The sequence below is a fragment of the Paracoccus sp. S3-43 genome, assembly GCF_029027965.1.
GTDB lineage: Bacteria > Pseudomonadota > Alphaproteobacteria > Rhodobacterales > Rhodobacteraceae > Paracoccus.
Genome location: NZ_CP119082.1, coordinates 417,009 through 438,429, shown reverse-complemented (window position 1 = coordinate 438,429; position 21,421 = coordinate 417,009). Strand labels below are relative to the sequence as shown.

Sequence of the window (21,421 nt, the reverse complement as noted above, 5' to 3'; positions counted from 1 at the left end):
GGAGGCATGTCATGAGCGAATTCCGCACCGCCATCGTCACCGGCTCGACCTCGGGGATCGGGCTGGCGATCGCCCGCGCGCTGGCCGAGGCCGGGCACGCGGTGATGCTGAACGGCTTGGGCGACCCGGCCGAGATCAAGACCCTGCGCGCGGACATCGAGGCCGATACCGGCGCCCCGGTCGCCTTCCACGGCGCCGACATGGCCGAGCCGGATCAGATCGCCGACCTCGTGGCCGCGACCGAAGCGCGCTTCGGGCAGATCGACATCATCGTCAACAACGCCGGCATCCAGACCGTCGCCCCCATCGAGGAGTTTCCGGTCGACCGCTACGCCCTGATCATGGCGATCAACATGTCCTCGGCCTGGCACCTGACGCGGCTGACCATGGCGGGGATGAAGGCGCGCGGCTGGGGCCGGATCGTCAATATCGCCTCGGCCCACGGGCTGGTCGCCTCGCCCTACAAGTCGGCCTATGTCATGGCCAAGCACGCCGTGGTCGGCCTGACCAAGACCGTGGCGCTGGAGGGCGCGGAACAGGGCGTGACGGCCAATGCGATCTGCCCCGGCTATGTGCTGACGCCGCTGGTGGAAAAGCAGATCCCCGAAACCGCCGCCGCGCGCGGCATCACCGAGGACGCGGTGATCCGCGATGTGCTGCTGGCCGCGCAACCGACGCGGCGCTTCGTCCGGCCGGGCCAGATCGGCGCGCTGACCGCCTTCCTGTGCAGCCCGGCCGCCTCGGAAATCACGGGGGCCGCGATCCCCGTCGATGGCGGCTGGACCGCGCATTAGGCTGAGAGGAAAGACCATGAAGATCGAACGCATCGGCGTCATCGGCGCCGGCACCATGGGCAACGGCATCGCGCAATGCTTCGCCGCTGCGGGCTATCCGGTCGTGCTGCAAGACCTGTCGCCCGACGCGCTGGACCGCGCGCGGGTCACGATCGAATCAAGCCTGGCGCGCCAGGTGCGCAAGGGCACGCTGGACCCCTCCGCCGCCGATACCACGCTGGCGCGGATCTCTCCGGTCACCGATATCGCCGCCATGGCCGACCGCGACCTGGTGGTCGAGGCCATCGTGGAGAAGCTTGAGGTCAAGACGGCGGTCTTCCGGCAGCTGGACGCGATCTGCCGCGAGGATGCGGTGCTGGCCTCGAACACCTCGTCGATCTCGCTGACCCAGCTTGCCGCCGGATCGCTGCACCCGGAACGGGTGATCGGGATGCATTTCTTCAACCCCGTCCCGATGATGCAGCTGGTCGAGATCATCCGCGCCCTGCAAACCAGCGACGCCGTGGCCGAGGCCGTCACCGAGGTCACCCGCGCCATCGGCAAGACGCCGCGCGTCAGCAAGGACAGCTATGGCTTCATCGTGAACCGGCTGCTCGCGCCGCTGATCAACGAGGCGGTGAACTGCGTGCACGAGGGGCTGGCCACGCCCGAGGATATCGACAGCATGATGAAGCTGGGCGCCAACCATCCGATGGGTCCGCTGGCGCTTGGCGACCTGATCGGGCTGGATGTGGTGCTGAACATCATGGAGACCCTCTATGACGGTTTCGACGATCCGAAATACCGGCCCAGCCCGCTCTTGAAGCAGATGGTCCATGCCGGCTGGCTTGGCCGCAAGACGGGCAAGGGTTTCGAGGAATATCCGGCCTGACGCGGCGGAAACCATGGTCAGGGCACGCTTTTCCGCCGCCGACGGCACGGGTCTGGCCTATCGCGACGATGGCCGGGGCAAACCCCTGCTGGCGCTGGCGGGGCTGACGCGGGACGGGCGCGATTTCGACTATCTGGCGCGGCACCTGCGGGATGTGCGCCTGATCCGGCTGGACAGCCGCGGCCGGGGCGGCTCGGACTGGGCGGATCCCGAGACCTATACGGTGGCGCAAGAGGCCGGGGACGCGCTGGCGCTGCTGGATCATCTGGGGATCGGGCGGGCGGCGGTGATCGGCTCGTCGCGGGGCGGCCTTCTGGGCATGGCGATGGTGGCGATGGCGCCCGAGCGGGTGGCGGGCATCTGCTTCAACGATGTCGGCCCGGTGCTTCAGCGCGACGGGCTGATGCGGATCGGCACCTATATGGGCGTCAAGCCCGCGGTCGCGACGCTGGAGGAGGTCGCCGACCGGATGCCCGCCGTCAATCCGGGCTTCCACAACGTCCCGCCCCTGCGATGGGAGGAAGAGGCGGTCCGGCATTACGTCCAGACGCCGGACGGGCTGGATCTGCCCTACGACCCGGCCCTGCGCATCGGCTTCGACCGCTCCATGTCGGCGCCCCTGCCCGAACTGTGGTCGATGTTCGACGCCTGCGCGGGGATCCCGCTGGCGCTGATCCGGGGCGCCAACTCGGACGTGCTGGCGCGGGCCACGGCGGATGCGATGCAGGCCCGCCGCCCGGACCTGATCCGCGCGGAATTGCCCGGCCGCGGCCATGTGCCCTTCCTCGACGAGCCCGAGGCCTTGGCCACCATCCACCGCTGGCTGCCGCTGTGCCAGACGGGCTGAGACCATCCAGCGGCGACGACGATCGGGGCCTGGAAGTTTTCCGGTGCTGCCTCATCTTGAGCTGCTGCCGGTTTCGTGGACGGCAAGCTAGCCTAGCGCGGGCCTCGAACTTCGAGGGGCTGAGGCAGCCCAGTTTGGAATGGCGACGCCCTGGGTTGTAGAAACGCTCAATGGAGTCGAAGACATCGGCACGGGCTTCGTTGCGGGTGCGGTAGACCTTACGGGCCGTGCGTTCGGTTTTGAGGGACGAGAAGAAGCTCTCCATCGCCGAATTGCCCCAGACATTGCCTGCCCGGCTCATCGAGCCGGTGATGCCGTTGTCGGCCAGAAGTCGCTGAAGCTGCTAGTGTATTACGGGCCTTGGTCCGAGTGATGAAGGAGCGCATCGGCCTGGCGACCGAAGCTGGAAGGCAACGCCCGGCGCGACGAGGACAACGACGCTGCACTTCTCGCCCTGGGCTGGCGCTTGCTCGTCGTATGGGAGTGCGAGTTGAAAGGGGCAGAGGCAGTCGCGCTTGCCGCAGGCCGGATCGCCGATGCAGTACGGGGTGCAGACTAACTCAGAAGGTGAGAAGCCAATGGAGAAGTTCGGAGACTATGGCGACGACCGCCAGAAGGGGTTCTGCGTCCATTGTGGCGACCGGACCGAGTCGATGGATCATGCACCTTCCAAAGTGTTCCTGGACCTGCCGCATCCGCCGCACATGCCCTCACTCCCAAGCTGCAGGGAATGCAACAACGGGTTTTCGGCTGACGAGGAGTACGTGGCCTGCTTCACCGAGTGCATCATCTGCGGCACCAGCGACCCAGAGCTCCTCTCAAGAGACAAAGTCAAGCGGGCAATGCGGCGCAACGGCAGCCTTCGCGCTAGGATCGAACGTGCGCACCGGGAGAGCAAGGCCGCTAGCGGAGGCACGATCCACGTCTGGCGGCCGGAGGCAGAGGCAGTCCGGCGGGTCGTCCTGAAGCTGGCCCGCTGCCACGCCGCCTACGAACTGAACGAGCCCCGGCTGGACGAGCCCGAGCACGTGCTGTTCATGCCTCTGATTTCCCTGACTGATGACCAGCGCAGACACTTCGAAACGGCGCCCGAGGTCGGCGTCTCGCCGGAGGTCGGCAGCAGGGCGATGCAGCGGGTACTGATCGCTGACGATTCCTACGCCGAGGGCTGGCTCACCGTGCAGGATGGGAGGTACAGGTTCCTGGCCGTGGCCGAGTCCAGCCTCATGGTCCGGGGGGTCATCTCCGAGTACCTCGCCTTCGAGGTCATCTGGGAATAGCCTGCGTCCTCAGCGGGTTGGCGGGAGCGGCGCGGCCCTGAGGCCGAAAACCGTTCACGGTGCCTATCCGGTGCTTGACGGACTGGAACCGGGCGGCGACATCGGCTAAGTGCTTGTTTTTATTGGCTCCGGCGGTAGGGATCGAACCTACGACCAATTGATTAACAGTCAACTGCTCTACCGCTGAGCTACGCCGGAACACCGGGGCCGTATAGCAATGCCGTCGGGGGCCGTCCAGTGGGCCGAGGAGGATTTTTTCACAAAGACATGAATCTCGTGCCGGGGCCAAGCGGGTCGAGCGCGGCGACCGCGCCCAGGTCGGTCAGGGCCAGCAGATGCGCCAGGACATTGCGGGTGGCGGCGGGCAGCAGGGCCGGGGCCACGTCATAGATGCGGCCCGCCAGCGTTGCCGCGTCGGCGGGGCCGTCGCGCAGCGCCGTCAGGATCTGGGCGCTGCGTTGGCGGCGGTGGGCGGCCAGGTCGGCCAGGCGCGACAGCGGATCCTCGATGGGGTCGCCATGGGCGGGCAGCAGGCGGCGGGGGCGCATCTGCGCCAGGCGGTCCAGGGATCGCAGGTAATCCGCCAAGTCCCCGTCGGGCGGCGAGATGATGGTCGAGGACCAGCCCATCACCAGATCGCCGCAAAAGATCCGGTCGCCCCACAACAGGCTGAGATGGCCCCCGGCATGGCCGGGGGTGTGCAGGGCGGTCAGATCCCAGCCCTCGCCCCGGATGACCTGCCCGTCATGCAGGGTGATGTCGGGGGCGAAGCGAAGATCCAGCCCCTCGCCTCCGCCGACGCCCCCGCCGACGCCTTCCTCCGCCAGCCGCCGCATCATCGGCGAGCGTCCCGACCGCGCATCCCCGAAGGCCAGGACCGGCGCCCCGGTCATCCGCGACAGGGTCCGCGCCCCGGCGCTGTGGTCCAGATGCGCATGGGTCACCAGGATATGGCTGATCCGCCCCTGTCCCGCCTCGACGATCGCCGCCAGGTGGCCGGGATCGTCGGGACCGGGGTCGATCACCGCGACATCCCGTTCGCCCAGCAGAAAGGTCGTCGTGCCCGGCCCGGTCAGGGGCGAGGGGTTCGGCGCCAGGATGCGCAGGGGGTCTTTCGTCCGTCCGTCCATGCCGTTAGCCTTAGCACGACGAATGGGGATTGCCATGGCAAACCAGGCGGACGGCGGCTGGATGAAGGGGGTTCTGCCGCGCGGGCTTTACGGGCGCGCGGCGCTGATCCTGTTTTTGCCGGTGGTGGTGGTCACGCTGGTGGTCAGCGTCATGTTCCTGCAACGCCATTTCGAGGGCGTGACCCGGCAGATGACCCGCAGCATGGCGCGCGAGCTGGCCTTCGTCGCCGCGCGCATCGACCAGGCGGGCGGCGCGTCCGAGGCGGGCCAGGACATCGCGGCGCCGCTGGATGTGACCATCGGGGCGCCTGCGGGCCGCGCCCAGGGCGACCGGCGCCTGTTCTATGACTTCTCGGGGCGCGTGGTGATCGAAGTCCTGCGCGAGACCCTGGGCGACATCGCCGCCATCGACCTGGCCGGCGACGACAAGCGGGTGATCGTCACGGTGGACGGCGCGGCCGGTCCCTATACGCTGGCCTTCGACCGCAGCCGGGTCAGCGCCTCGAACCCGCATCAACTGCTGGTGCTGATGGTCTTCACCTCGGCTCTGATGACCGGGATCGCCACGGTGTTTCTGCGCAACCAGCTGCGCCCGATCCGCCGCCTGGCCGAGGCGGCCGAGGAATACGGCAAGGGGCGGATGGTGTCCTATCGCCCCTCGGGCGCGTCCGAGGTGCGCAGCGCGGGCACCGCCTTCCTGGACATGCGCAACCGGCTGGAACGCCAGAACGAACAGCGCAAGCTGATGATGTCGGGGATCAGCCACGACCTGCGCACGCCCCTGACGCGGCTGCGGCTGGGCCTGTCGATGATGTCGCCCGACCTTCCCCCCGAGGACGAGGATCTGCGCGCGATGGAGGCCGACATCGCCGAGATGAACCGCATGGTCGACGCCTTCCTGGATTATGCGCGGGACGAGGCGCAGGACAGCCCGGCCCAGCCGACCCCGGTGGCCGGCTTCCTGGACGGCATCGTCGCCGACGCGCAGCGGGCGGGCCAGCGGGTCGCGTTGCGCAGCCTGGACGGGGATGCGGGCGGGCGGGCGACGTTCCGTCCCGACATGCTGCGGCGCGCGCTGGAAAACCTGCTGGGCAACGCCGCGCGCCATGGCACGCGCGCCGAACTGGACGCCACCCTTGGCCCGCGCAGCCTGCGCATCGGGGTCGAGGATGACGGCCCCGGCATCCCCGACGACAGCCTGGATGCGGCGATGCGGCCCTTTACCCGGCTGGATCCGGCGCGCGGGCGCAACAGCGGAGGCGGCGCGGGCCTGGGCCTTGCCATCGCCGCCGACGTGGCCCGCGCCCATGGCGGGCAGCTGCGGCTGGGGCGCGGCCGGCGGCTGGGCGGGCTGCGGGCGGAAATCGTCATTCCGCGATAGGTTGTGCCGACGCGGCGCGGCTGGGAAATATGCGGTATTCTTCGCATGATATTGAACGTGGCATGACACCCTCCTAGATTGATGCGGTGCAGGGGCCGTGTGCAGCCATGACGGGGCCACGGCTTCGGGCAGAAAGGAACGCATAATGAACGAATTCGCATCTTCGACCTATCCGGTGCTGCCGCTGCGCGACATCGTGGTCTTTCCCCACATGATCGTTCCGCTGTTCGTGGGTCGCGAAAAATCGGTGCGCGCGCTGGAAGCGGTCATGGAATCGGACAGCCCGATCCTGCTTGCCGCGCAGAAGGACGCCTCGGTCGACGAGCCTGCGGAAGACGGCATCTTCCGCGCCGGCGTTCTGGCCAACGTGCTGCAACTGCTGAAGCTGCCCGACGGCACCGTGAAGGTGCTGGTCGAGGGGCGCGAGCGGGTGCAGATCACCGAGTTCGTGTCGAACGACGATCACTTCGAAGCCGCTGCCATCGTGCTGGCCGAAACGCCGGGCGACCAGGCCACCGTGACCGCTCTGGTCCGCACCGTGGCCGAGGAGTTCGAGCGTTACGTCAAGGTCCGCAAGAACATTCCCGAGGAAGTCGTGACCGCCGTGGCCGAGGCCAGGGAACCCGGCAAGCTGGCCGACCTTGTGGCGGGCCACATGGGCATCGCGCTCGACAAGAAACAGGATCTGCTGGACACGCTGGACGTGGCCGAGCGGCTGGAGAAGGTCTATTCGCTGATGCAGGGCGAGATGTCCGTGCTTCAGGTCGAGAAGAAGATCAAGTCGCGCGTCAAGACCCAGATGGAGAAGACGCAGCGAGAATACTATCTGAATGAGCAGATGAAGGCCATTCAGAAGGAGTTGGGCGACGGCGAGGACGGCCAGAACGAGATCGCCGAACTGGAAGGGCGCATTGCCAAGACCAAGTTCAGCAAGGAGGCCCGCGACAAGGCGGAAGCCGAGCTGAAGAAGCTGAAGTCGATGTCGCCGATGTCGGCCGAGGCCACGGTCAGCCGCAACTATCTGGACTGGCTTCTGGCCCTGCCATGGGGCGTGAAGTCGCGCACCCGCAAGGATCTGGTCGCGGCCGAAAAGATCTTGGACACCGATCACTATGGTTTGGAGAAGGTCAAGGAACGGATCGTCGAATACCTGGCCGTGCAGACCCGCAGCCAGAAGCTGAAAGGCCCGATCCTGTGCCTCGTCGGTCCTCCGGGCGTCGGCAAGACCTCGCTGGGCCGGTCGGTCGCCAAGGCCACGGGTCGCGAATTCATCCGCATCTCGCTGGGCGGGGTGCGCGACGAATCCGAGATCCGCGGCCATCGGCGGACCTATATCGGCTCGATGCCCGGCAAGATCATCCAGGCGCTGAAAAAGGCCAAGACCACCAACCCGCTGATCCTGCTGGACGAAATCGACAAGATGGGGCAGGATTTCCGGGGCGATCCGGCCAGCGCGATGCTGGAGGTTCTGGATCCCGAACAGAACGCGAGTTTCGTGGACCACTATCTTGAGGTGGAATACGACCTGTCCAACGTGATGTTCGTGACCACGGCCAACAGCTACAACATGCCCGGCCCGCTGCTGGACCGGATGGAGATCATCAGCCTGTCCGGCTATACCGAGGATGAAAAGCGCGAGATCGCCCGCCAGCACCTGCTGCCCAAGCAGATCGCGGCGAACGGCTTGCGCAAGGGCGAGTTCGAGGTGACGGACGAGGCGCTCACCCATGTGATCCGCTATTACACGCGGGAGGCCGGGGTGCGGTCGCTGGAACGCGAGATCGCCAAGCTGGCCCGCAAGGCCGTGACCGAGATCCTCAAGGGTCAGGTCAAATCCGTGGTGGTCGATGCGGCCAAGGCCGAGGAATATCTGGGCGTGCGGCGCCACCGTTACGGCCTGGCCGAGAAAGAGGATCAGGTCGGCGTGGTGACGGGCCTGGCCTGGACCTCGGTCGGGGGCGATCTGCTCCAGATCGAGGCGCTGCGCCTGCCGGGCAAGGGGCGGATGAAGACGACCGGGAAACTGGGCGAGGTGATGAAGGAATCGATCGACGCGGCCTCCAGCTTCGTGCGGTCCATCAGCCCGGAAATCGGGGTGAAGCCGCCGGAATTCGACAAGCGCGACATCCACGTCCACGTTCCCGAAGGCGCCACGCCCAAGGACGGGCCGTCGGCGGGGATCGCCATGGTGACCTCGGTCGTTTCGGTGATGACCGGCATCCCGGTCCGCAAGGACGTGGCGATGACCGGCGAGGTGACGCTGCGCGGCAACGTGCTGGCCATCGGCGGCTTGAAGGAAAAGCTGCTGGCGGCGCTGCGCGGGGGCATCAAGACGGTGCTGATCCCGGCCGATAACGAAAAGGATCTGGCCGAGATCCCGGACAACGTGAAGACCGGCCTGACCATCATCCCGGTCAGCAATGTCCGCGAGGTTCTGAGACACGCCCTGGTGCGGATGCCGGAACCCGTCGAATGGGACGAGGCCGCCGAGGAAGCGGCCGAGGCCGCCCGCCGTGTCGCCGCCCCGCGCGACGACCGCACCGGCGGCAGCGCCGTCGCCCATTGAGACATCAGGCAGGGCCGGTTCGCACCGGCCCTGTTTTTCATGCGGATCAAGTGCCTCCAGGTCCGCGCCAGGGTCCCGCAATGAAATCTGGCCTTTTCCCGGCTCTGGCTGCCCTGGCGTCCTTCGCCCTGCCCGCCTGGGCCGCCGATCCTCTGGCGGGGATCTGGCAGACCCCAGCCCGGCAAGGACGGCGGCTTCGGCCTTGTCCAGATCGCGCCCTGCGGCGGCGGGTTGTGCGGCTGCATCATGATAATCTGCCGCATGCCGGGACATGGCAGCGGGTCGAATAGCCGCCGTCGATGCGTGACCGCTGGACGGCACCTTCATTGAAGGATTCCCCTGCTCCCGGATTGCTGATTCAAGATTAAAAACGCAAGTGATCTTGAGCAGGCGAACTCTCACTGACGGGTAAACCGCCATTGCAGCGGCGCGCGCCGGCGGGCGGGACCAGATGCGCCGCATCGCCCGCCGACACCACCCGGCCGTGCACGAAACGGGCCATGCGGCGGCATTGGTAGGGATAGACCGAATACCATTCGCGCTGGAACTCCACGTCGCCCAGCATGGCGCGGATATAGGGTTCAACATTCTCGGGCCGGGTCGCGGCCTCAGCGGTCGATGTTCCAGCCCAGCACCGTCAAGCGTGACCCGTCGCAGGCGACCCGACCGGGCAGCGGCGCTGGATCAGGGCATCGCGGCGCTTGGCGGGGTCGATCGCCGCCAAGGCTGATCAGCCGGGCGCCCCCGACAGGCGCAGCAGCGCGCGCCGGAAGGCCGGGGCGTCGTCGCCCAGTTCCGCCAGAAGCTCGGCCTGATAGGCGTCGGCGATGCGGCCCAGCCGGGCCATCAGCTCCTGCCCCTGGTCGGTCAGTTCCAGCGCCACCAGCCGCTGGTCGCCCTCATGTCCCGACTTGCGCAAATGGCCCGCCGCCTCCAGCCGCGTGGCGGCGCGGCTGACGATGGACTTGTCCAGATTCACCCGCGCGGTGATGTCGCGCACGCTGACCGGGCCTGATTGCGACAGATGCGCCAGGACGCGCCATTCGGGGATCGTCAGCCCCGCCTCGGCCTCGTAGCGCGCGGCGAAGCGGCGGCTGACCTGGGCCGCGGCCACCGCCAGGCGATAGGGAAGAAAGGCGTCCAGATCGAAGCTCATCGGCCAAAATCAGCAGAAATCCGTTGCAGCCGCAATAACATTCCGGGCGCGGTCGAAAGGCGGTTGACATCGTTGCACTTGCAACATTATATTCGTTGCAAAGACAACGATTCTAGGGAGGAGTCCGGATGACCCGTCACGACCTGCCCCAGGGCATGATCCGCGCCGCCGCGACCACAGGCCCGCATGAGGGCTATATGCCCGGCTTCGGCAATGATTTCGAAACCGAGGCGCTGCCGGGCGCCCTGCCCCAGGGCCAGAACTCGCCCCAGAAATGCGCATACGGGCTTTACGCCGAACAGCTGTCCGGCACCGCCTTCACCGCCCCGCGCGGCCAGAACGAACGCACCTGGTGTTATCGCATCCGCCCCTCGGTCCATCACACGGGGCGGTTCAAGCCGGTGGACGTGCCCTATTGGAAGACCGCGCCGAATCTGCGCGACGACATCGTCAGCCTGGGCCAGTATCGCTGGGATCCGATCCCGGTGCCGGACCAGGATCTGACCTGGATCACCGGGATGCGCACCATCACCACGGCGGGCGACGTGAACATCCAGGTCGGCATGGCGTCCCATGTCTATCTGGTCACGCAGTCCATGCGGGACGACTATTTCTTCTCGGCCGACAGCGAGCTGCTGGTGGTGCCGCAGGAGGGTCGGCTGCGCTTTTGCACCGAACTGGGCGTGATCGACCTGGAGCCGAAGGAGATCGCCATCATCCCGCGCGGCCTCGTCTATCGCGTCGAGGTGCTGGAAGGCCCGGCCCGCGGCTTCGTCTGCGAGAATTACGGCCAGAAGTTCGACCTGCCGGGCCGCGGCCCCATCGGCGCCAACTGCCTGGCGAACCCCCGCGATTTCAAATGCCCGGTCGCGGCCTTCGAGGATCGCGAGACCCGATCCCGTGTCGTCATCAAATGGTGCGGCCGGTTCCACGAGACCTGGATCGACCATTCGCCGCTGGACGTGGTGGCCTGGCACGGCAATTACTGCGCCTATAAATACGACCTGCGCACCTATTCGCCCGTGGGCGCGATCCTGTTCGACCATCCCGACCCGTCGATCTTCACCGTGCTGACCGCGCCTTCGGGACAGGAGGGGACGGCGAACATCGACTTCGTGCTGTTCCGGGAGCGCTGGATGGTGGCCGAGCATAGCTTCCGCCCGCCCTGGTATCACAAGAACATCATGTCCGAACTGATGGGCAATATCTATGGTGTCTATGACGCCAAGCCCCAGGGCTTCGCGCCGGGCGGCATCAGCCTGCACAACTGCATGTTGCCGCACGGTCCCGACCGCGACGCCTTCGAGGGGGCCAGCAATGCCGAGTTGAGGCCCGAGAAGCTGGACAACACCATGTCCTTCATGTTCGAGACCCGCTTTCCCCAGCACCTGACCGAATTCGCCGCCAAGGAGGCGCCGATGCAGCAGGAATACATGGAGGTCTGGCAGCGCCTGGAGAAGAAGTTCGACGGCACGCCTGGGCTGAAGTGACGCGCCCCAAGGCTGGGGGGTTTCACACCCCCCAGGCCCCCCGTGGGATATTTCGACCAAAGTGAAAAAGGAGGCCGGTGATGGCCCTGATCCGGTCCTGGGTGGACAGCGCCAATCGCGAGGACTGCCCCTTTCCCCTGAACAACCTGCCCTATGGGGTGTTCTCCGCGTCGGGCGATGCGCCGCGCTGCGGCGTGGCTATCGGCGATATGATCCTCGATCTGGCGGGTTGCGAGGCGCGGGGCCTGCTGGATGCGGGCGGGACGTTTTCGCAACCGTCGCTCAACGGCTTCATGGCGCTTGGCCGGGCCCGCTGGGACGCGGTGCGGGCGCGGCTGACCGAGTTGCTGGCCGAAGGCGCCGAGGGCGACCTGCCGCTGGTCGCCATGGCTGACGCGCGGATGCACCTGCCGATCCGGGTGACGGAATATACCGACTTCTACGCCTCGAAGAACCATGCCTTCAACGTGGGCGTGCTGTTCCGGGGGCCGGATAACGCGCTGCCCGCGCAATGGACGCATATGCCCATCGGCTATAACGGCCGGGCGTCGTCGGTCGTGGTCTCGGGCACGCCGATCCGCCGACCCATGGGGCAGCTGAAGGGCGAGGCCGGCCCGGAATGGGCACCCTGCCGCCGCCTGGATCTGGAGCTTGAACTGGGCGCCGTCCTGGGCGCCGACAGCACCATGGGCCAGCGTGTCGGCGTGGAACAGGCCGAGGCGATGATCTTCGGCTATGTGCTGCTGAACGACTGGTCGGCGCGCGACGTGCAGGCCTGGGAATACCAGCCGCTGGGACCGTTCCAGTCCAAGGCGCTTGGCACCACCATCGGCGCCTGGGTGGTGACGCAGGCCGCGCTGGAGCCGTTCCGCAGCCCCGGCGCCGAGCGGCTGAACCCGCTGCTGCCCTATCTGGCCGAGGAGCGGCCCGGCCTTTACGACCTGAAGATCGGCTGGTCGATGAACGGCCAGGTCATGGCGCGCACCAATTACAACGTCATGTATTATTCCAGCGCCCAGCAGCTGGCGCATCACACGTCCTCGGGCTGCCCGATGCGGGTGGGGGATCTGCTGGGATCGGGCACCATCAGCGGGCCGTCCCCCGACCAGACCGGCGCGCTGCTGGAGATGACCCAGGGCGGCAAGACCCCGGTCACGGTCAATGGCGCGCCCCGCACCTTTATCGAGGATGGCGACGAGATCGCGCTGTTCGCCGAGGCGCGAGGCGACGGCTATCACATCGGCTTCGGCCCCTGCACCGGCACCATCCTGCCCGCCCGGCCATGACCGTGGTGCTGCACGACTACTGGCGGTCCTCCGCATCCTATCGGGTGCGGATCGCGCTGAACCTGAAGGGGATCGCCCATGACCGGGTGGCGGTCGATCTGGTGGCGGGCGCGCAGCGCGACCCCGCCCATCTGGCGCGGAACCCGCAGGGGCTGGTGCCGGTGCTGGAAATCGACGGGCTGCGCCTGACCCAGTCGCTGGCGATCATCGAATACCTGGACGAGACGCGGCCCGGCCCCCGGCTGCTGCCCGCCGACCCGGCGGGCCGCGCCCGCGTCCGCGCCCTCGCCCAGGCCATCGCCTGCGAGATCCACCCGCTGGCCAATCTGCGTGTGCTGAAGCGGGTCGAGGCGCTGGCCGGGGCAGAGGCCCGCGCAGCCTGGAACCGCGACACCATCGCCACGGGCCTGGAGGCGGTCGAGGCGATGCTGGCCCAGGGCCCGGACGGCCTCTTCTGCCATGGCGACCAGCCGGGCACGGCCGACTGCGTCCTGATCCCGCAGCTTTACAACGCCAATCGCTGGGGCGTGGCCTTCGACCACCTGCCCCGCATCGCCGCCGTCGCGGAACGCTGCGCCGGCCTGCCCGCCTTCGCGGCGGCTCATCCCGACGCCTATGGGCCGGTTGCCGGGTCTGTCGCAAAGTAAAGGCGGGTCCGCCTTGCCGCCGATAGCGACACCCGACGTCTGCGAGGGGGCCGACACCTTTTCTGTCGGCTGCCGCGCCGGACCTATCGGCCTGATCGAAATCTCGAAGGCGATCCGGCTGCGCGGCGGTCTTCATCGCGACCTCGCTTGACTTGGGGGACGGTTCGTGGCTTGGCTGGCGGTGCTGGTTCCTGCCTGTGGCAGGCGAAGAGGGAATGCGCCAGGCCATCGGCCCAAGCGCAGCCGCCCCCGCGACCGTGACCGGAGAGGATGTCCACCGCCACTGGCCCATCGGGCCGGGAAGGCAGGACAGCCGCCAGGGCCAGTCCCTGACATCCGCAAGCCGGGAGACCTGCCAGCAACCGCCCCGAAGGGGCCGTGAAACGCGCGCGACCGGGGTGATGTCGTTGCCGGATGGTCCTGGCCCGTGGCCGACGACCCTTTGGCCCGTCCATCCCGCCGCCACAAGGCATCTGGCCGGAGGGGCCGTGGCTGAGACATATGAACTGGTGGTTTGCACCACCTGCCGCCTTCCGGGGGCCGACCCCCAGGCCGAACGCGACGGTCGACGCCTGTCCGATGCCCTGGCCGCGGCCGGGATCGACCATCGGCGGCAGGAATGCCTGTCCGCCTGCGCACGCGGCTGCGCCGTGGTGCTGCGTGGGGCAGGACGCTGGACCTATGTGCAGGGCGCGCTGGATCCGGACCGCGACCTGGACGACCTGATCGCCATGATCCGCGCCTATGCCGCGACCGAGGACGGCGTCGTGCCCTGGCGCGACCGCCCCGCCGTCATCCGCAAGAACACCATTGCCCGCATCCCGCCGCAGGAGGCCTGAATGTCGCTCGAAAAAACCCCCGTCACCATCGTCACCGGATTCCTGGGGGCGGGAAAGACCACGCTGATCCGGCACCTGCTGCACCATCCCGGCGGGCGGCGGCTGGCGGTCCTGGTCAACGAATTCGGCGACGTGGGCGTGGACGGCGACCTGATCCGCGACTGCGCCGACGCCAACTGCCCCGAGGCGAATATCGTCGAACTGACCAACGGCTGCATCTGCTGCACGGTTGCCGACGAATTCATCCCCTCGATCCAGCGGCTGATGGCGATGGATCCGCGCCCCGATCACATCCTCATCGAGACCTCTGGCCTGGCGCTGCCCAAGCCGCTGCTGAAGGCCTTCGACTGGCCCGACCTGCGCTCGCGCATCACCATCGACGGCGTGATCGCCGTGGCCGATGCGGAAGCCGTGGCGGCGGGCCGGTTCGCCCCCGATCCTGCCCGTCCCGGCAATACCCATGCGGGCGACGGCGCGGATGCCGACCACGAGACGCCGCTGTCCGAGGTCTTCGAGGATCAGATCGCCTGCGCCGACCTGGTGCTGCTGTCCAAGCCCGACCTGGCAGGCGCGGACGGGCTGGCCCGCGCCCGCCAGGTGATCGAGGCCGAGGCCCCCCGGCCCCTGCCCATGCTGCCCCTGGCCGAAGGCGTCATCGACGCCCGCGTGGTCCTGGGCCTGGGCGCGGCGGCCGAGGACGGGCTGGACGCCCGCCCCTCGCACCATGACGGGGCCGGGGATCACGACCACGACGATTTCGACACCATCGTCGTGGATCTGCCGGAACAGGCCGATCCCGATGCGCTGGCGGACAGGATCCAGGCGCTGGCCAGCCGCCGGAACATCCTGCGCGTCAAGGGCCATGTCGCGGTCGCGGGCAAGCCCCTGCGGCTGCTGGTGCAGGCGGTGGGGCCGCGCGTCCGCCATCAGTTCGACCGCCTCTGGGGCGACCGGCCCCGGCGCGGACGGCTGGTGGTGATCGCCGAAAAGGGCGATATCGACCGCGCCGCCATCGAAGCCGCGCTGTCCTGACATGCATGTCCTGTTCCGCGAGATCCACGGGCTGGAGGAAGGGGCCGCGCCGCGCGATCTGGGGCAGACGCCCGCGGATCTGGTGGTGCTGTCCTTTTCCGACAGCGACCTGGGGGCCTTCGCGGCGGGATGGCACCGAGGGCGGGCCTCGCTGCCCTCGCTGCGGCTGGCGAACCTGGCGGGGCTGACGCATCCGTTGTCGGTCGATACCTATGTCGACCGCACCCTGTCGCGGGCCAGGGGCATCCTGGTCCGGCTGATCGGCGGGGCGTCCTGGTGGTCCTATGGAGTGGAACAGCTGTCGCGGCTGGCCCGGCGGAACGGCATCGCCCTGGCCTTCCTGCCCGCCGACGGCCGACCGGATCAGGCGCTGGACCAGGCCTCGAACCTGCCGCCATCCACGTTGCGGCGTCTGGCCGCGCTGTGCGATGCGGGCGGAGAGGTCGCGGCGCAGGCGGCGCTGGCCCAGCTTGCGCTGGCCTCGGGGCTGTATGCGGGGCCGGTGGCGGGGTCGAAGGCGCTGCCGCCCTTCGGGTTCTGGCATCCCGGCACGGGTCCGTCGGACGGTCCCCCCGGCGGGGACGCGCCCCTGGTGGCGATCCCCTTCTATCGCGCCTGGCTGGCGGCGGCCGATACCGACGGGATCGCCGCCCTGATCGCCGCTTTCGACGCGCGGGGCTTCCGCGCCACCGGCCTGTTCCTGCCCAGCCTCAAGGACCGGGCGGCGGCCGACTGGCTGCGCGCCACGCTGCCCGGCCTTGCCCCGGCCGCCATCGTCAACGCCACCGCCTTTTCGGCGCGCTCGGACAAGGGATCGCCGCTGGACGCCGTGGGCGCGCCGGTCTTCCAGGTGATCCATGCGACCAGCGATCGCCGCGCCTGGGCCGGATCGGATCGCGGCCTGTCGCCATCCGACCTGGCGATGCACATCGCCCTGCCCGAGGTCGACGGGCGGATCGGCGCCGGGGCGATCTCGTTCAAGGACGCCGCCGCCTGGAATTGCGACCTGCAATTCGCCCGCGCCCGGCACCGCGCCGATCCGGCCCAGGTCGCCGCCGCCGTGGACCGGGTGGCGGGCTGGCACCGGCTGGCCGCACCCGCGACCGCGCCCGCCCGGCGGTGCGTCGCCCTGATCCTGTCCACCTATCCCGGCAAGGCGCATCGGATGGCCCATGCGGTCGGCCTGGACGCCATCGCCTCGGCCCAGGCGATGCTGGCCGATCTGGGACAGGACGCGGGCGCCGCGCCGCTGGAACAGGCGCTTGCGACCGGCCGCATCCGCTGGCCGCTGGGGGAATACCGGCTGGCCCTGTCCCGCCGCCTGCCGCAATCCCTGCGCCAGACCCTGCACGCGGCCCATGGCGCGCCCGAGGATGACGCGGCGGTCGAAGACGGCGCCTTCGCCTTTGCCGCGATCCGGCGCGGCACCGCCCTGATCGCGCTGCAACCCGAACGCGGCCAGCCCGCCGACCACGAGGGCGAATACCACGACACCACCCGCACCCCGCGCCACGCCTATGTCGCCTTCTACCTGTGGCTTCAGGACCAGGCCGACGCCCTGGTCCATATCGGCGCGCATGGCACGCTGGAATGGCTGCCCGGCAAGGCCGCCGCGCTGTCGCCCACCTGCTGGCCCCAGGCCCTGACCGGGGCGCTGCCGGTGATCTATCCCTTCATCGTCAACGATCCGGGCGAGGCGGCGCAGGCCCGTCGCAGGCTGGGCGCGGTGACGCTGGGCCACCTGCCGCCGCCGCTTGCGCCTTCGGGCACGCCCGCGCCGTTCCTGCGCCTGGAACGGCTGCTGGACGAATATTCCCTGGCCGACGGCATGGACGCCCCCCGCCAGGCCCGGCTGGTCGCCGCCATCCGGGCCGAGGCGCAATCGGCCGGGGTCGAGGACGACCTGGGCATCCCCGGCCATGCCAGCCCGGCCGAGGCGATTCCGCTGATCGACCGCTTCGTCTGCGACGTGAAGGATTCGCAATTCGCCGAAGGTCTGCATGTCTGGGGGCGCGGCACGCCCGATGGCCGGGGCTTCACGGGCGACGCGGCTTCGGCCGCCGCCGAAAAGGCCGCGCTGCTGGACGCCCTGGCGGGCCGCCGGATCGAGCCGGGGCCGTCGGGATCGCCCTGGCGCGGGCGCAGCGACGTGCTGCCGACCGGGCGCAATCTGTTCGGCACCGATCCCCGCGCCGTGCCCTCGGCCGCCGCCCATGCGCAGGGTATCAGGCTGGCCGAGGAACTGCTGCGCCGCCATTTGCAGGACCAGGGCGACTGGCCGCGCGGGCTGGTGGTGAACCTGTGGGGGTCGGCCACCATGCGCACGGCGGGCGAGGAATTCGCCATGGCGCTGCACCTGGCCGGGGTGGCTCCGGTCTGGGACGACCAGTCGGGCCGCGTCACCGGATTCCAGATCGTGCCGCTGGCGCTGCTGGACCGGCCGCGCATCGACGTGACGCTGCGCATCTCGGGCCTGTTCCGCGACGTGTTCCCCGACCTGGCCCGGCTGTTCGAACAGGCCACGGCGGCGCTGGCCCGGCGCGACGAGGCCGCCGACATGAACCCCTATGTCGCGGCGCCGTCCGGGCCGCGCGTCTTCGCCCCCGCCCCCGCCCGCTATGGCCTGGGGCTTGCGACGGGACCGTTCACCCCCGAGGCCCGGCAGGCGGCCGGAGAGGCATGGCTTGCCGCCTCGGGCCACGATGCCCAAGGCGCCCCCGCGCGCGCGATGCTTGAGGCCCGGCTGCGCGGCGCCGACGCTTTCGTCCACCTTCAGGATCTTCCCGAAACCGACCTGCTGCTGGCCGAGGATTACGCCAGCCACGAGGCCGGTTTCGCCGCCGCCCTGGCCACCCTGGGCGGTCGGGCCGCCCTCTACCACCTGGACGCGACCCGCCCCGACGCCCCCCGCGCCCGCACCCTGCCCGAGGAGATCGCGCGCGTGGTCCGGGCGCGGGCCGCCAATCCCCGCTGGCTGGAATCGATGATGCGGCACGGCTTTCGCGGCGCGGCGGAAATCGCCGCCACCCTGGACCACATGGCGGCCTTCGCGCATCTGGCCGGGGTGGTGCCGCCGCATCTGTTCGATCTCTATCACGCCGCTACCCTGGGCGATCCTCGGGTGGCGGATTTCCTGGAGGCCAGCAATCCCCAGGCCCAGGAGGCGATGCGGGCGACATTCGCGGCCCTGGCAGACGCCGGGCTGTGGCAAAGCCGGTCCAACAGCCTCGCGGCGGGGATCAGATGAGCGGGGCGGCCAAGGGCTGGTGCCCCGGCGCGCTGACGCCGATGCCGTCCGGCGACGGGCTGGTGCTGCGCGTCCGCCCCCCGTCGGGGCGGCTGACCCCCGCGCAGATGCTGGGCCTGGCCGATCTGGCAGAGCGGTTCGGCGACGGCGCGGTCACGCTGACCAGCCGGGCGAACCTGCAACTGCGCGCGGTCGCGCCTGCCGATCTGGAGGCCGTCCAGGCGGATCTGCGGCGGCTGGATCTGATCGACACCGATCCCACGCAGGAGACGCGCCGCAACATCCTGGTGTCGCCGATCTGGACGCAGGGCGATCCCACGATGGCCCTGGCGGCCGAACTGGCGGCGCGCCTGGCCGAGTTGCCGCCCCTGCCCGCGAAATTCGGCTTTGCGATCGACACCGGCCCGGCGGCGATCCTGACCGGCGCATCGGCCGACCTGCGGATCGAACGGTCGGCATCGGGCCTGATCCTGCGCGCCGACGGGACGAAGCGCGGCGAAGCGGTCCCCGCCGCGCAGGCCGTGACCCGCCTTGTCGCGCTGGCGCATTGGTTCGCGGCGCAACGCGGCGCGCGGCGGATGGGGCCGCTTGTGGGCGGCGGCGCGCGCCCGCCGCTGGCCGCCGATATCGCGCCCCTGACAACCCCGCCGCTGCGGCCCGGCCCGGCCGCGCCGGGCACCTGCGTCGCCGCGCCTTTCGGGCGGATGCCCGCGGATGCGCTGCGCGCCATCGCCGTCGCGCCCGCGCGGCCGACCCCTTGGCGGTCGCTGGTCATCGAGGCCGCGGCGCCGCCCCGGCATCCCCAGGCCATCACCCACCCGGACGATCCGCGCCTGCGGGTGGCGGTCTGCGTGGGCAAGCCCCGTTGCCCCTCGGCCAGCGTCGAGACGATGCGCCTTGCCCGCGACCTTGCGCCCCTGGTGCCGCCGGGCGCGATCCTGCATATCGCCGGATGTGCCAAGGGCTGCGCCCATCCCCGCCCTGCCGACCTGGTGCTGACCGGACGCGACGGCCGCTTCGATCTGCTGCGCGGCGGCCGTCCCGGCGATCCGCCGCAGCGCCGCAGCCTGGATCCCGCCGAGATTGCCGCCCTGCTGAAAGACCCCCATGCCCCATCTTTATGAAACCGACGGCGCCGCGATCTATCGCGCCTCCTTTGCGACCATCCGCGCCGAGGCCGACCTGTCGCGCTTTGCCCCCGACGAGGAGATCGTCGCCGTCCGCATGATCCATGCCTGCGGGATGGTGGATCTTGCGGCGCATATCCGCTTTGCCCCCGGCTTCGCCATCGCCGCGCGCCGGGCGCTGGAAGGCGGCGCGCCGATCCTCTGCGACGCGCGCATGGTCAGCGAGGGGATCACCCGCGCCCGCCTGCCCGCCGCGAACCCCGTCCTCTGCACCCTGCACGCGCCCGAGGTTCCCGGCCTGGCCGCCAGCTTGGGCACGACCCGTTCGGCCGCCGCGCTGGATTTGTGGCGGCCGCATCTGGCGGGCGCGGTCGTCGCCATCGGCAATGCGCCGACCGCGCTGTTCCACCTGCTGAACATGCTGGAAGATCCGGCCTGCCCGCGTCCCGCCGCGATCATCGGCTGCCCGGTCGGCTTCATCGGCGCGGCGGAATCCAAGGCCGCCCTGGCGGCCGACGACCCCGCGCCCTGGTGCATCGTCGAGGGGCGGCTTGGCGGGTCGGCGATCACCGTCGCGACGGTCAACGCCCTGGCCAGCCGGGTCGAATGATGGGCAAGATCCTGTGCATCGGCCTTGGCCCCGGCGATCCCGACCTGATGAGCCTGCGCGCCCACCGGCACCTGACCCAGGCGCGCATCGTCGCCTATTTCCGCAAGGGCGGCCGCCCCGGACAGGCGCGCCGCATCGCCGAGGGGCTGATCCCGGCGGGGGCCGTCGAACTGGCGATGGAATATCCCGTCACCACGGAAATCGCCGTCCAGGATCCCGCCTATGGCGCCGCGCTGCGGGCCTTTTACGACGACTGGGCCGCGCGGCTGCAAGCGACGGCCCTGACCGACGATGTGGTGGTGCTGTGCGAAGGCGACCCGTTCTTTTTCGGATCCTTCATGCACCTGCACGCCCGCCTGCCGCGCGACCTGGTCGAGGTGGTTCCGGGCATCCCCGGCATGGCGGGCTGCTGGACCGCGACGGGCCAGCCGATCGCCTGGGGCGACGACATCCTGACCGTGCTGCCCGCGACCCTGCCCGAAGCCGAACTCGCGCGCCGGATCGCCGATACCGACGCGCTTGTGGTGATGAAGATCGGCCGCAACCTGGGGCGGCTGCGTTCGGCGCTGACCGCCGCCCGCCGGCTGGACCGGGCTTGGCTGGTCGAATACGGCACCATGCCCGGCCAGCGGGTGCGCCGCCTGGCGGATGTCGATGGGCCGGTGCCCTATTTCTCGATCGTGCTGATCCACGGCCAGGGGCGCAGGCCGTGACCGGCTGGCTGGTCATCGCGGGGCTTGGTCCCGGCGCCGCCGGGATGACGACGGCCGAGGTGCAGGACGCCTTGGACCAGGCGACCGACGTGATCGGCTATGGTCCCTATGTCGCGCGCATCGCGCCCCGCGCGGGGCTGGTGCTGCACCCTTCGCACAACCGGGAGGAGCTGGACCGCGCCACGCTGGCGATGACCCTTGCCGCCCAGGGGCGGCGGGTGGTGGTCGTCTCCTCGGGCGATCCGGGGGTTTTCGCCATGGCCTCGGCCGTGTTCGAGGCGATGGAGCGCGGCCCGGCCGACTGGCAGGGCCTGGATCTGCGGGTGCTGCCGGGGATCACCGCGATGCTGGCGGCGGCGGCGGCGGCGGGCGCGCCCCTAGGTGTTTGATCCCACGGTTTGATGG

The 21,421-nt window shown here is 69.5% G+C and carries 18 protein-coding genes, 1 tRNA gene, 2 pseudogenes and 1 riboswitch; of the genes and pseudogenes, 16 read left to right on the top strand and 5 right to left on the bottom strand.

The window, feature by feature from the left end:
- Window positions 1–11 precede the first annotated feature (11 nt).
- The 3 genes from PXD02_RS02170 to PXD02_RS02160 are packed head-to-tail and all read left to right on the top strand — an operon-like array spanning window position 12 to window position 2,512.
- Window positions 12–794, top strand: a complete 783-nt coding sequence (locus PXD02_RS02170; RefSeq protein WP_275105324.1) for a 3-hydroxybutyrate dehydrogenase — start codon at window positions 12–14, stop codon at window positions 792–794.
- Between the two features lie 16 nt (window positions 795–810).
- Complete coding sequence (locus tag PXD02_RS02165; protein WP_275105323.1) at window positions 811–1,665, top strand: 3-hydroxyacyl-CoA dehydrogenase family protein; 855 nt, start codon at window positions 811–813, stop codon at window positions 1,663–1,665.
- A 13-nt stretch (window positions 1,666–1,678) separates the two neighbouring features.
- Complete coding sequence (locus PXD02_RS02160; protein ID WP_275105322.1) at window positions 1,679–2,512, top strand: alpha/beta fold hydrolase; 834 nt, start codon at window positions 1,679–1,681, stop codon at window positions 2,510–2,512.
- A gap of 85 nt (window positions 2,513–2,597) precedes the next feature.
- On the opposite strand, the pseudogene PXD02_RS02155 reads toward PXD02_RS02160, so the two are convergent.
- Window positions 2,598–2,899 (bottom strand): annotated as a pseudogene (locus tag PXD02_RS02155) (integrase core domain-containing protein); the annotation flags it as partial.
- 191 nt (window positions 2,900–3,090) lie between these two features.
- On the opposite strand from PXD02_RS02155, the gene PXD02_RS02150 reads away from it, so the two are divergent.
- Window positions 3,091–3,792: a hypothetical protein gene (locus tag PXD02_RS02150; RefSeq protein WP_275105321.1), complete on the top strand. Its 702-nt coding sequence runs from the start codon at window positions 3,091–3,093 to the stop codon at window positions 3,790–3,792.
- Between the two features lie 123 nt (window positions 3,793–3,915).
- On the opposite strand, the gene PXD02_RS02145 is transcribed toward PXD02_RS02150, so the two are convergent.
- Together PXD02_RS02145 and PXD02_RS02140 are read right to left on the bottom strand one after the other, a co-directional pair.
- A tRNA-Asn gene (locus PXD02_RS02145) sits at window positions 3,916–3,990 on the bottom strand.
- A 59-nt stretch (window positions 3,991–4,049) separates the two neighbouring features.
- Window positions 4,050–4,922: an MBL fold metallo-hydrolase gene (locus tag PXD02_RS02140; protein ID WP_275105320.1), complete on the bottom strand. Its 873-nt coding sequence runs from the start codon at window positions 4,920–4,922 to the stop codon at window positions 4,050–4,052.
- A gap of 34 nt (window positions 4,923–4,956) precedes the next feature.
- Here PXD02_RS02140 and PXD02_RS02135 point away from each other — a divergent pair, with 34 nt between their 5' ends.
- Both PXD02_RS02135 and lon read left to right on the top strand, forming a co-directional pair.
- Complete coding sequence (locus PXD02_RS02135; RefSeq protein WP_275105319.1) at window positions 4,957–6,303, top strand: ATP-binding protein; 1,347 nt, start codon at window positions 4,957–4,959, stop codon at window positions 6,301–6,303.
- 145 nt (window positions 6,304–6,448) lie between these two features.
- Entirely contained in the window at window positions 6,449–8,869 is a 2,421-nt protein-coding gene (lon, locus tag PXD02_RS02130) for an endopeptidase La (RefSeq protein WP_275105318.1), read from the top strand.
- Between the two features lie 364 nt (window positions 8,870–9,233).
- Here lon and PXD02_RS02125 read toward each other — a convergent pair whose 3' ends face one another.
- Together PXD02_RS02125 and PXD02_RS02120 are read right to left on the bottom strand one after the other, a co-directional pair.
- The gene (locus PXD02_RS02125; RefSeq protein ID WP_275105317.1) at window positions 9,234–9,434 is read right to left on the bottom strand and encodes an FAD-dependent monooxygenase; all 201 of its coding nucleotides are present in this window, start codon (window positions 9,432–9,434) and stop codon (window positions 9,234–9,236) included.
- Window positions 9,435–9,599: 165 nt separating this feature from the next.
- A complete protein-coding gene (locus PXD02_RS02120) occupies window positions 9,600–10,025 on the bottom strand; it encodes a MarR family winged helix-turn-helix transcriptional regulator (RefSeq protein ID WP_275105316.1) in 426 nt (141 codons plus the stop codon).
- Between the two features lie 128 nt (window positions 10,026–10,153).
- Here PXD02_RS02120 and hmgA point away from each other — a divergent pair, with 128 nt between their 5' ends.
- The 10 genes and pseudogenes from hmgA to PXD02_RS02070 all read left to right on the top strand — a co-directional run.
- Window positions 10,154–11,515: a homogentisate 1,2-dioxygenase gene (gene hmgA / locus PXD02_RS02115; RefSeq protein ID WP_275105315.1), complete on the top strand. Its 1,362-nt coding sequence runs from the start codon at window positions 10,154–10,156 to the stop codon at window positions 11,513–11,515.
- A gap of 80 nt (window positions 11,516–11,595) precedes the next feature.
- Window positions 11,596–12,801, top strand: a complete 1,206-nt coding sequence (gene fahA, locus PXD02_RS02110; RefSeq protein ID WP_275105314.1) for a fumarylacetoacetase — start codon at window positions 11,596–11,598, stop codon at window positions 12,799–12,801.
- Window positions 12,798–13,448, top strand: coding sequence for a maleylacetoacetate isomerase (maiA, locus tag PXD02_RS02105; RefSeq protein WP_275105313.1), 651 nt, complete (start codon window positions 12,798–12,800; stop codon window positions 13,446–13,448). Before fahA ends, maiA begins: the two co-directional genes overlap by 4 nt.
- A gap of 169 nt (window positions 13,449–13,617) precedes the next feature.
- Window positions 13,618–13,822, top strand: a riboswitch (cobalamin riboswitch).
- A 114-nt stretch (window positions 13,823–13,936) separates the two neighbouring features.
- Window positions 13,937–14,287: a DUF1636 domain-containing protein gene (locus PXD02_RS02100; protein ID WP_275105312.1), complete on the top strand. Its 351-nt coding sequence runs from the start codon at window positions 13,937–13,939 to the stop codon at window positions 14,285–14,287.
- The gene (gene cobW / locus PXD02_RS02095; protein WP_275105311.1) at window positions 14,288–15,319 is read left to right on the top strand and encodes a cobalamin biosynthesis protein CobW; all 1,032 of its coding nucleotides are present in this window, start codon (window positions 14,288–14,290) and stop codon (window positions 15,317–15,319) included. It abuts the gene before it with no gap.
- Between the two features lies 1 nt (window position 15,320).
- Window positions 15,321–18,566, top strand: a complete 3,246-nt coding sequence (gene cobN / locus PXD02_RS02090; RefSeq protein WP_275105310.1) for a cobaltochelatase subunit CobN — start codon at window positions 15,321–15,323, stop codon at window positions 18,564–18,566.
- A complete protein-coding gene (locus PXD02_RS02085; protein WP_275105309.1) occupies window positions 18,563–19,690 on the top strand; it encodes a cobalamin biosynthesis protein CobG in 1,128 nt (375 codons plus the stop codon). Before cobN ends, PXD02_RS02085 begins: the two co-directional genes overlap by 4 nt.
- Window positions 19,674–20,303 carry a precorrin-8X methylmutase gene (locus tag PXD02_RS02080; RefSeq protein WP_275105308.1) on the top strand — a complete coding sequence of 210 codons (630 nt, stop codon included), beginning with the start codon at window positions 19,674–19,676 and terminating at the stop codon, window positions 20,301–20,303. Before PXD02_RS02085 ends, PXD02_RS02080 begins: the two co-directional genes overlap by 17 nt.
- Window positions 20,303–21,016, top strand: coding sequence for a precorrin-2 C(20)-methyltransferase (gene cobI / locus PXD02_RS02075; RefSeq protein ID WP_275106338.1), 714 nt, complete (start codon window positions 20,303–20,305; stop codon window positions 21,014–21,016). The genes PXD02_RS02080 and cobI overlap by 1 nt, the downstream gene beginning before the upstream one ends.
- Window positions 21,013–21,399 (top strand): annotated as a pseudogene (locus PXD02_RS02070) (SAM-dependent methyltransferase); the annotation flags it as partial. The gene cobI and the pseudogene PXD02_RS02070, both read left to right, overlap by 4 nt.
- Between the last annotated feature and the right edge of the window lie 22 nt (window positions 21,400–21,421).

Coding starts and splice junctions, on each gene's coding strand:
- PXD02_RS02140 (WP_275105320.1), bottom strand. CDS start 4,922: ATGGACGGACGGACGAAAGACCCCCTGCGCATCCTGGCGCCGAACCCC.
- PXD02_RS02165 (WP_275105323.1), top strand. CDS start 811: ATGAAGATCGAACGCATCGGCGTCATCGGCGCCGGCACCATGGGCAAC.
- PXD02_RS02120 (WP_275105316.1), bottom strand. CDS start 10,025: ATGAGCTTCGATCTGGACGCCTTTCTTCCCTATCGCCTGGCGGTGGCC.
- maiA (WP_275105313.1), top strand. CDS start 12,798: ATGACCGTGGTGCTGCACGACTACTGGCGGTCCTCCGCATCCTATCGG.
- fahA (WP_275105314.1), top strand. CDS start 11,596: ATGGCCCTGATCCGGTCCTGGGTGGACAGCGCCAATCGCGAGGACTGC.
- cobI (WP_275106338.1), top strand. CDS start 20,303: ATGGGCAAGATCCTGTGCATCGGCCTTGGCCCCGGCGATCCCGACCTG.
- PXD02_RS02150 (WP_275105321.1), top strand. CDS start 3,091: ATGGAGAAGTTCGGAGACTATGGCGACGACCGCCAGAAGGGGTTCTGC.
- PXD02_RS02170 (WP_275105324.1), top strand. CDS start 12: ATGAGCGAATTCCGCACCGCCATCGTCACCGGCTCGACCTCGGGGATC.
- PXD02_RS02135 (WP_275105319.1), top strand. CDS start 4,957: ATGGCAAACCAGGCGGACGGCGGCTGGATGAAGGGGGTTCTGCCGCGC.
- cobN (WP_275105310.1), top strand. CDS start 15,321: ATGCATGTCCTGTTCCGCGAGATCCACGGGCTGGAGGAAGGGGCCGCG.
- PXD02_RS02160 (WP_275105322.1), top strand. CDS start 1,679: ATGGTCAGGGCACGCTTTTCCGCCGCCGACGGCACGGGTCTGGCCTAT.
- PXD02_RS02085 (WP_275105309.1), top strand. CDS start 18,563: ATGAGCGGGGCGGCCAAGGGCTGGTGCCCCGGCGCGCTGACGCCGATG.
- PXD02_RS02080 (WP_275105308.1), top strand. CDS start 19,674: ATGCCCCATCTTTATGAAACCGACGGCGCCGCGATCTATCGCGCCTCC.
- hmgA (WP_275105315.1), top strand. CDS start 10,154: ATGACCCGTCACGACCTGCCCCAGGGCATGATCCGCGCCGCCGCGACC.
- cobW (WP_275105311.1), top strand. CDS start 14,288: ATGTCGCTCGAAAAAACCCCCGTCACCATCGTCACCGGATTCCTGGGG.
- PXD02_RS02125 (WP_275105317.1), bottom strand. CDS start 9,434: ATGCTGGGCGACGTGGAGTTCCAGCGCGAATGGTATTCGGTCTATCCC.
- lon (WP_275105318.1), top strand. CDS start 6,449: ATGAACGAATTCGCATCTTCGACCTATCCGGTGCTGCCGCTGCGCGAC.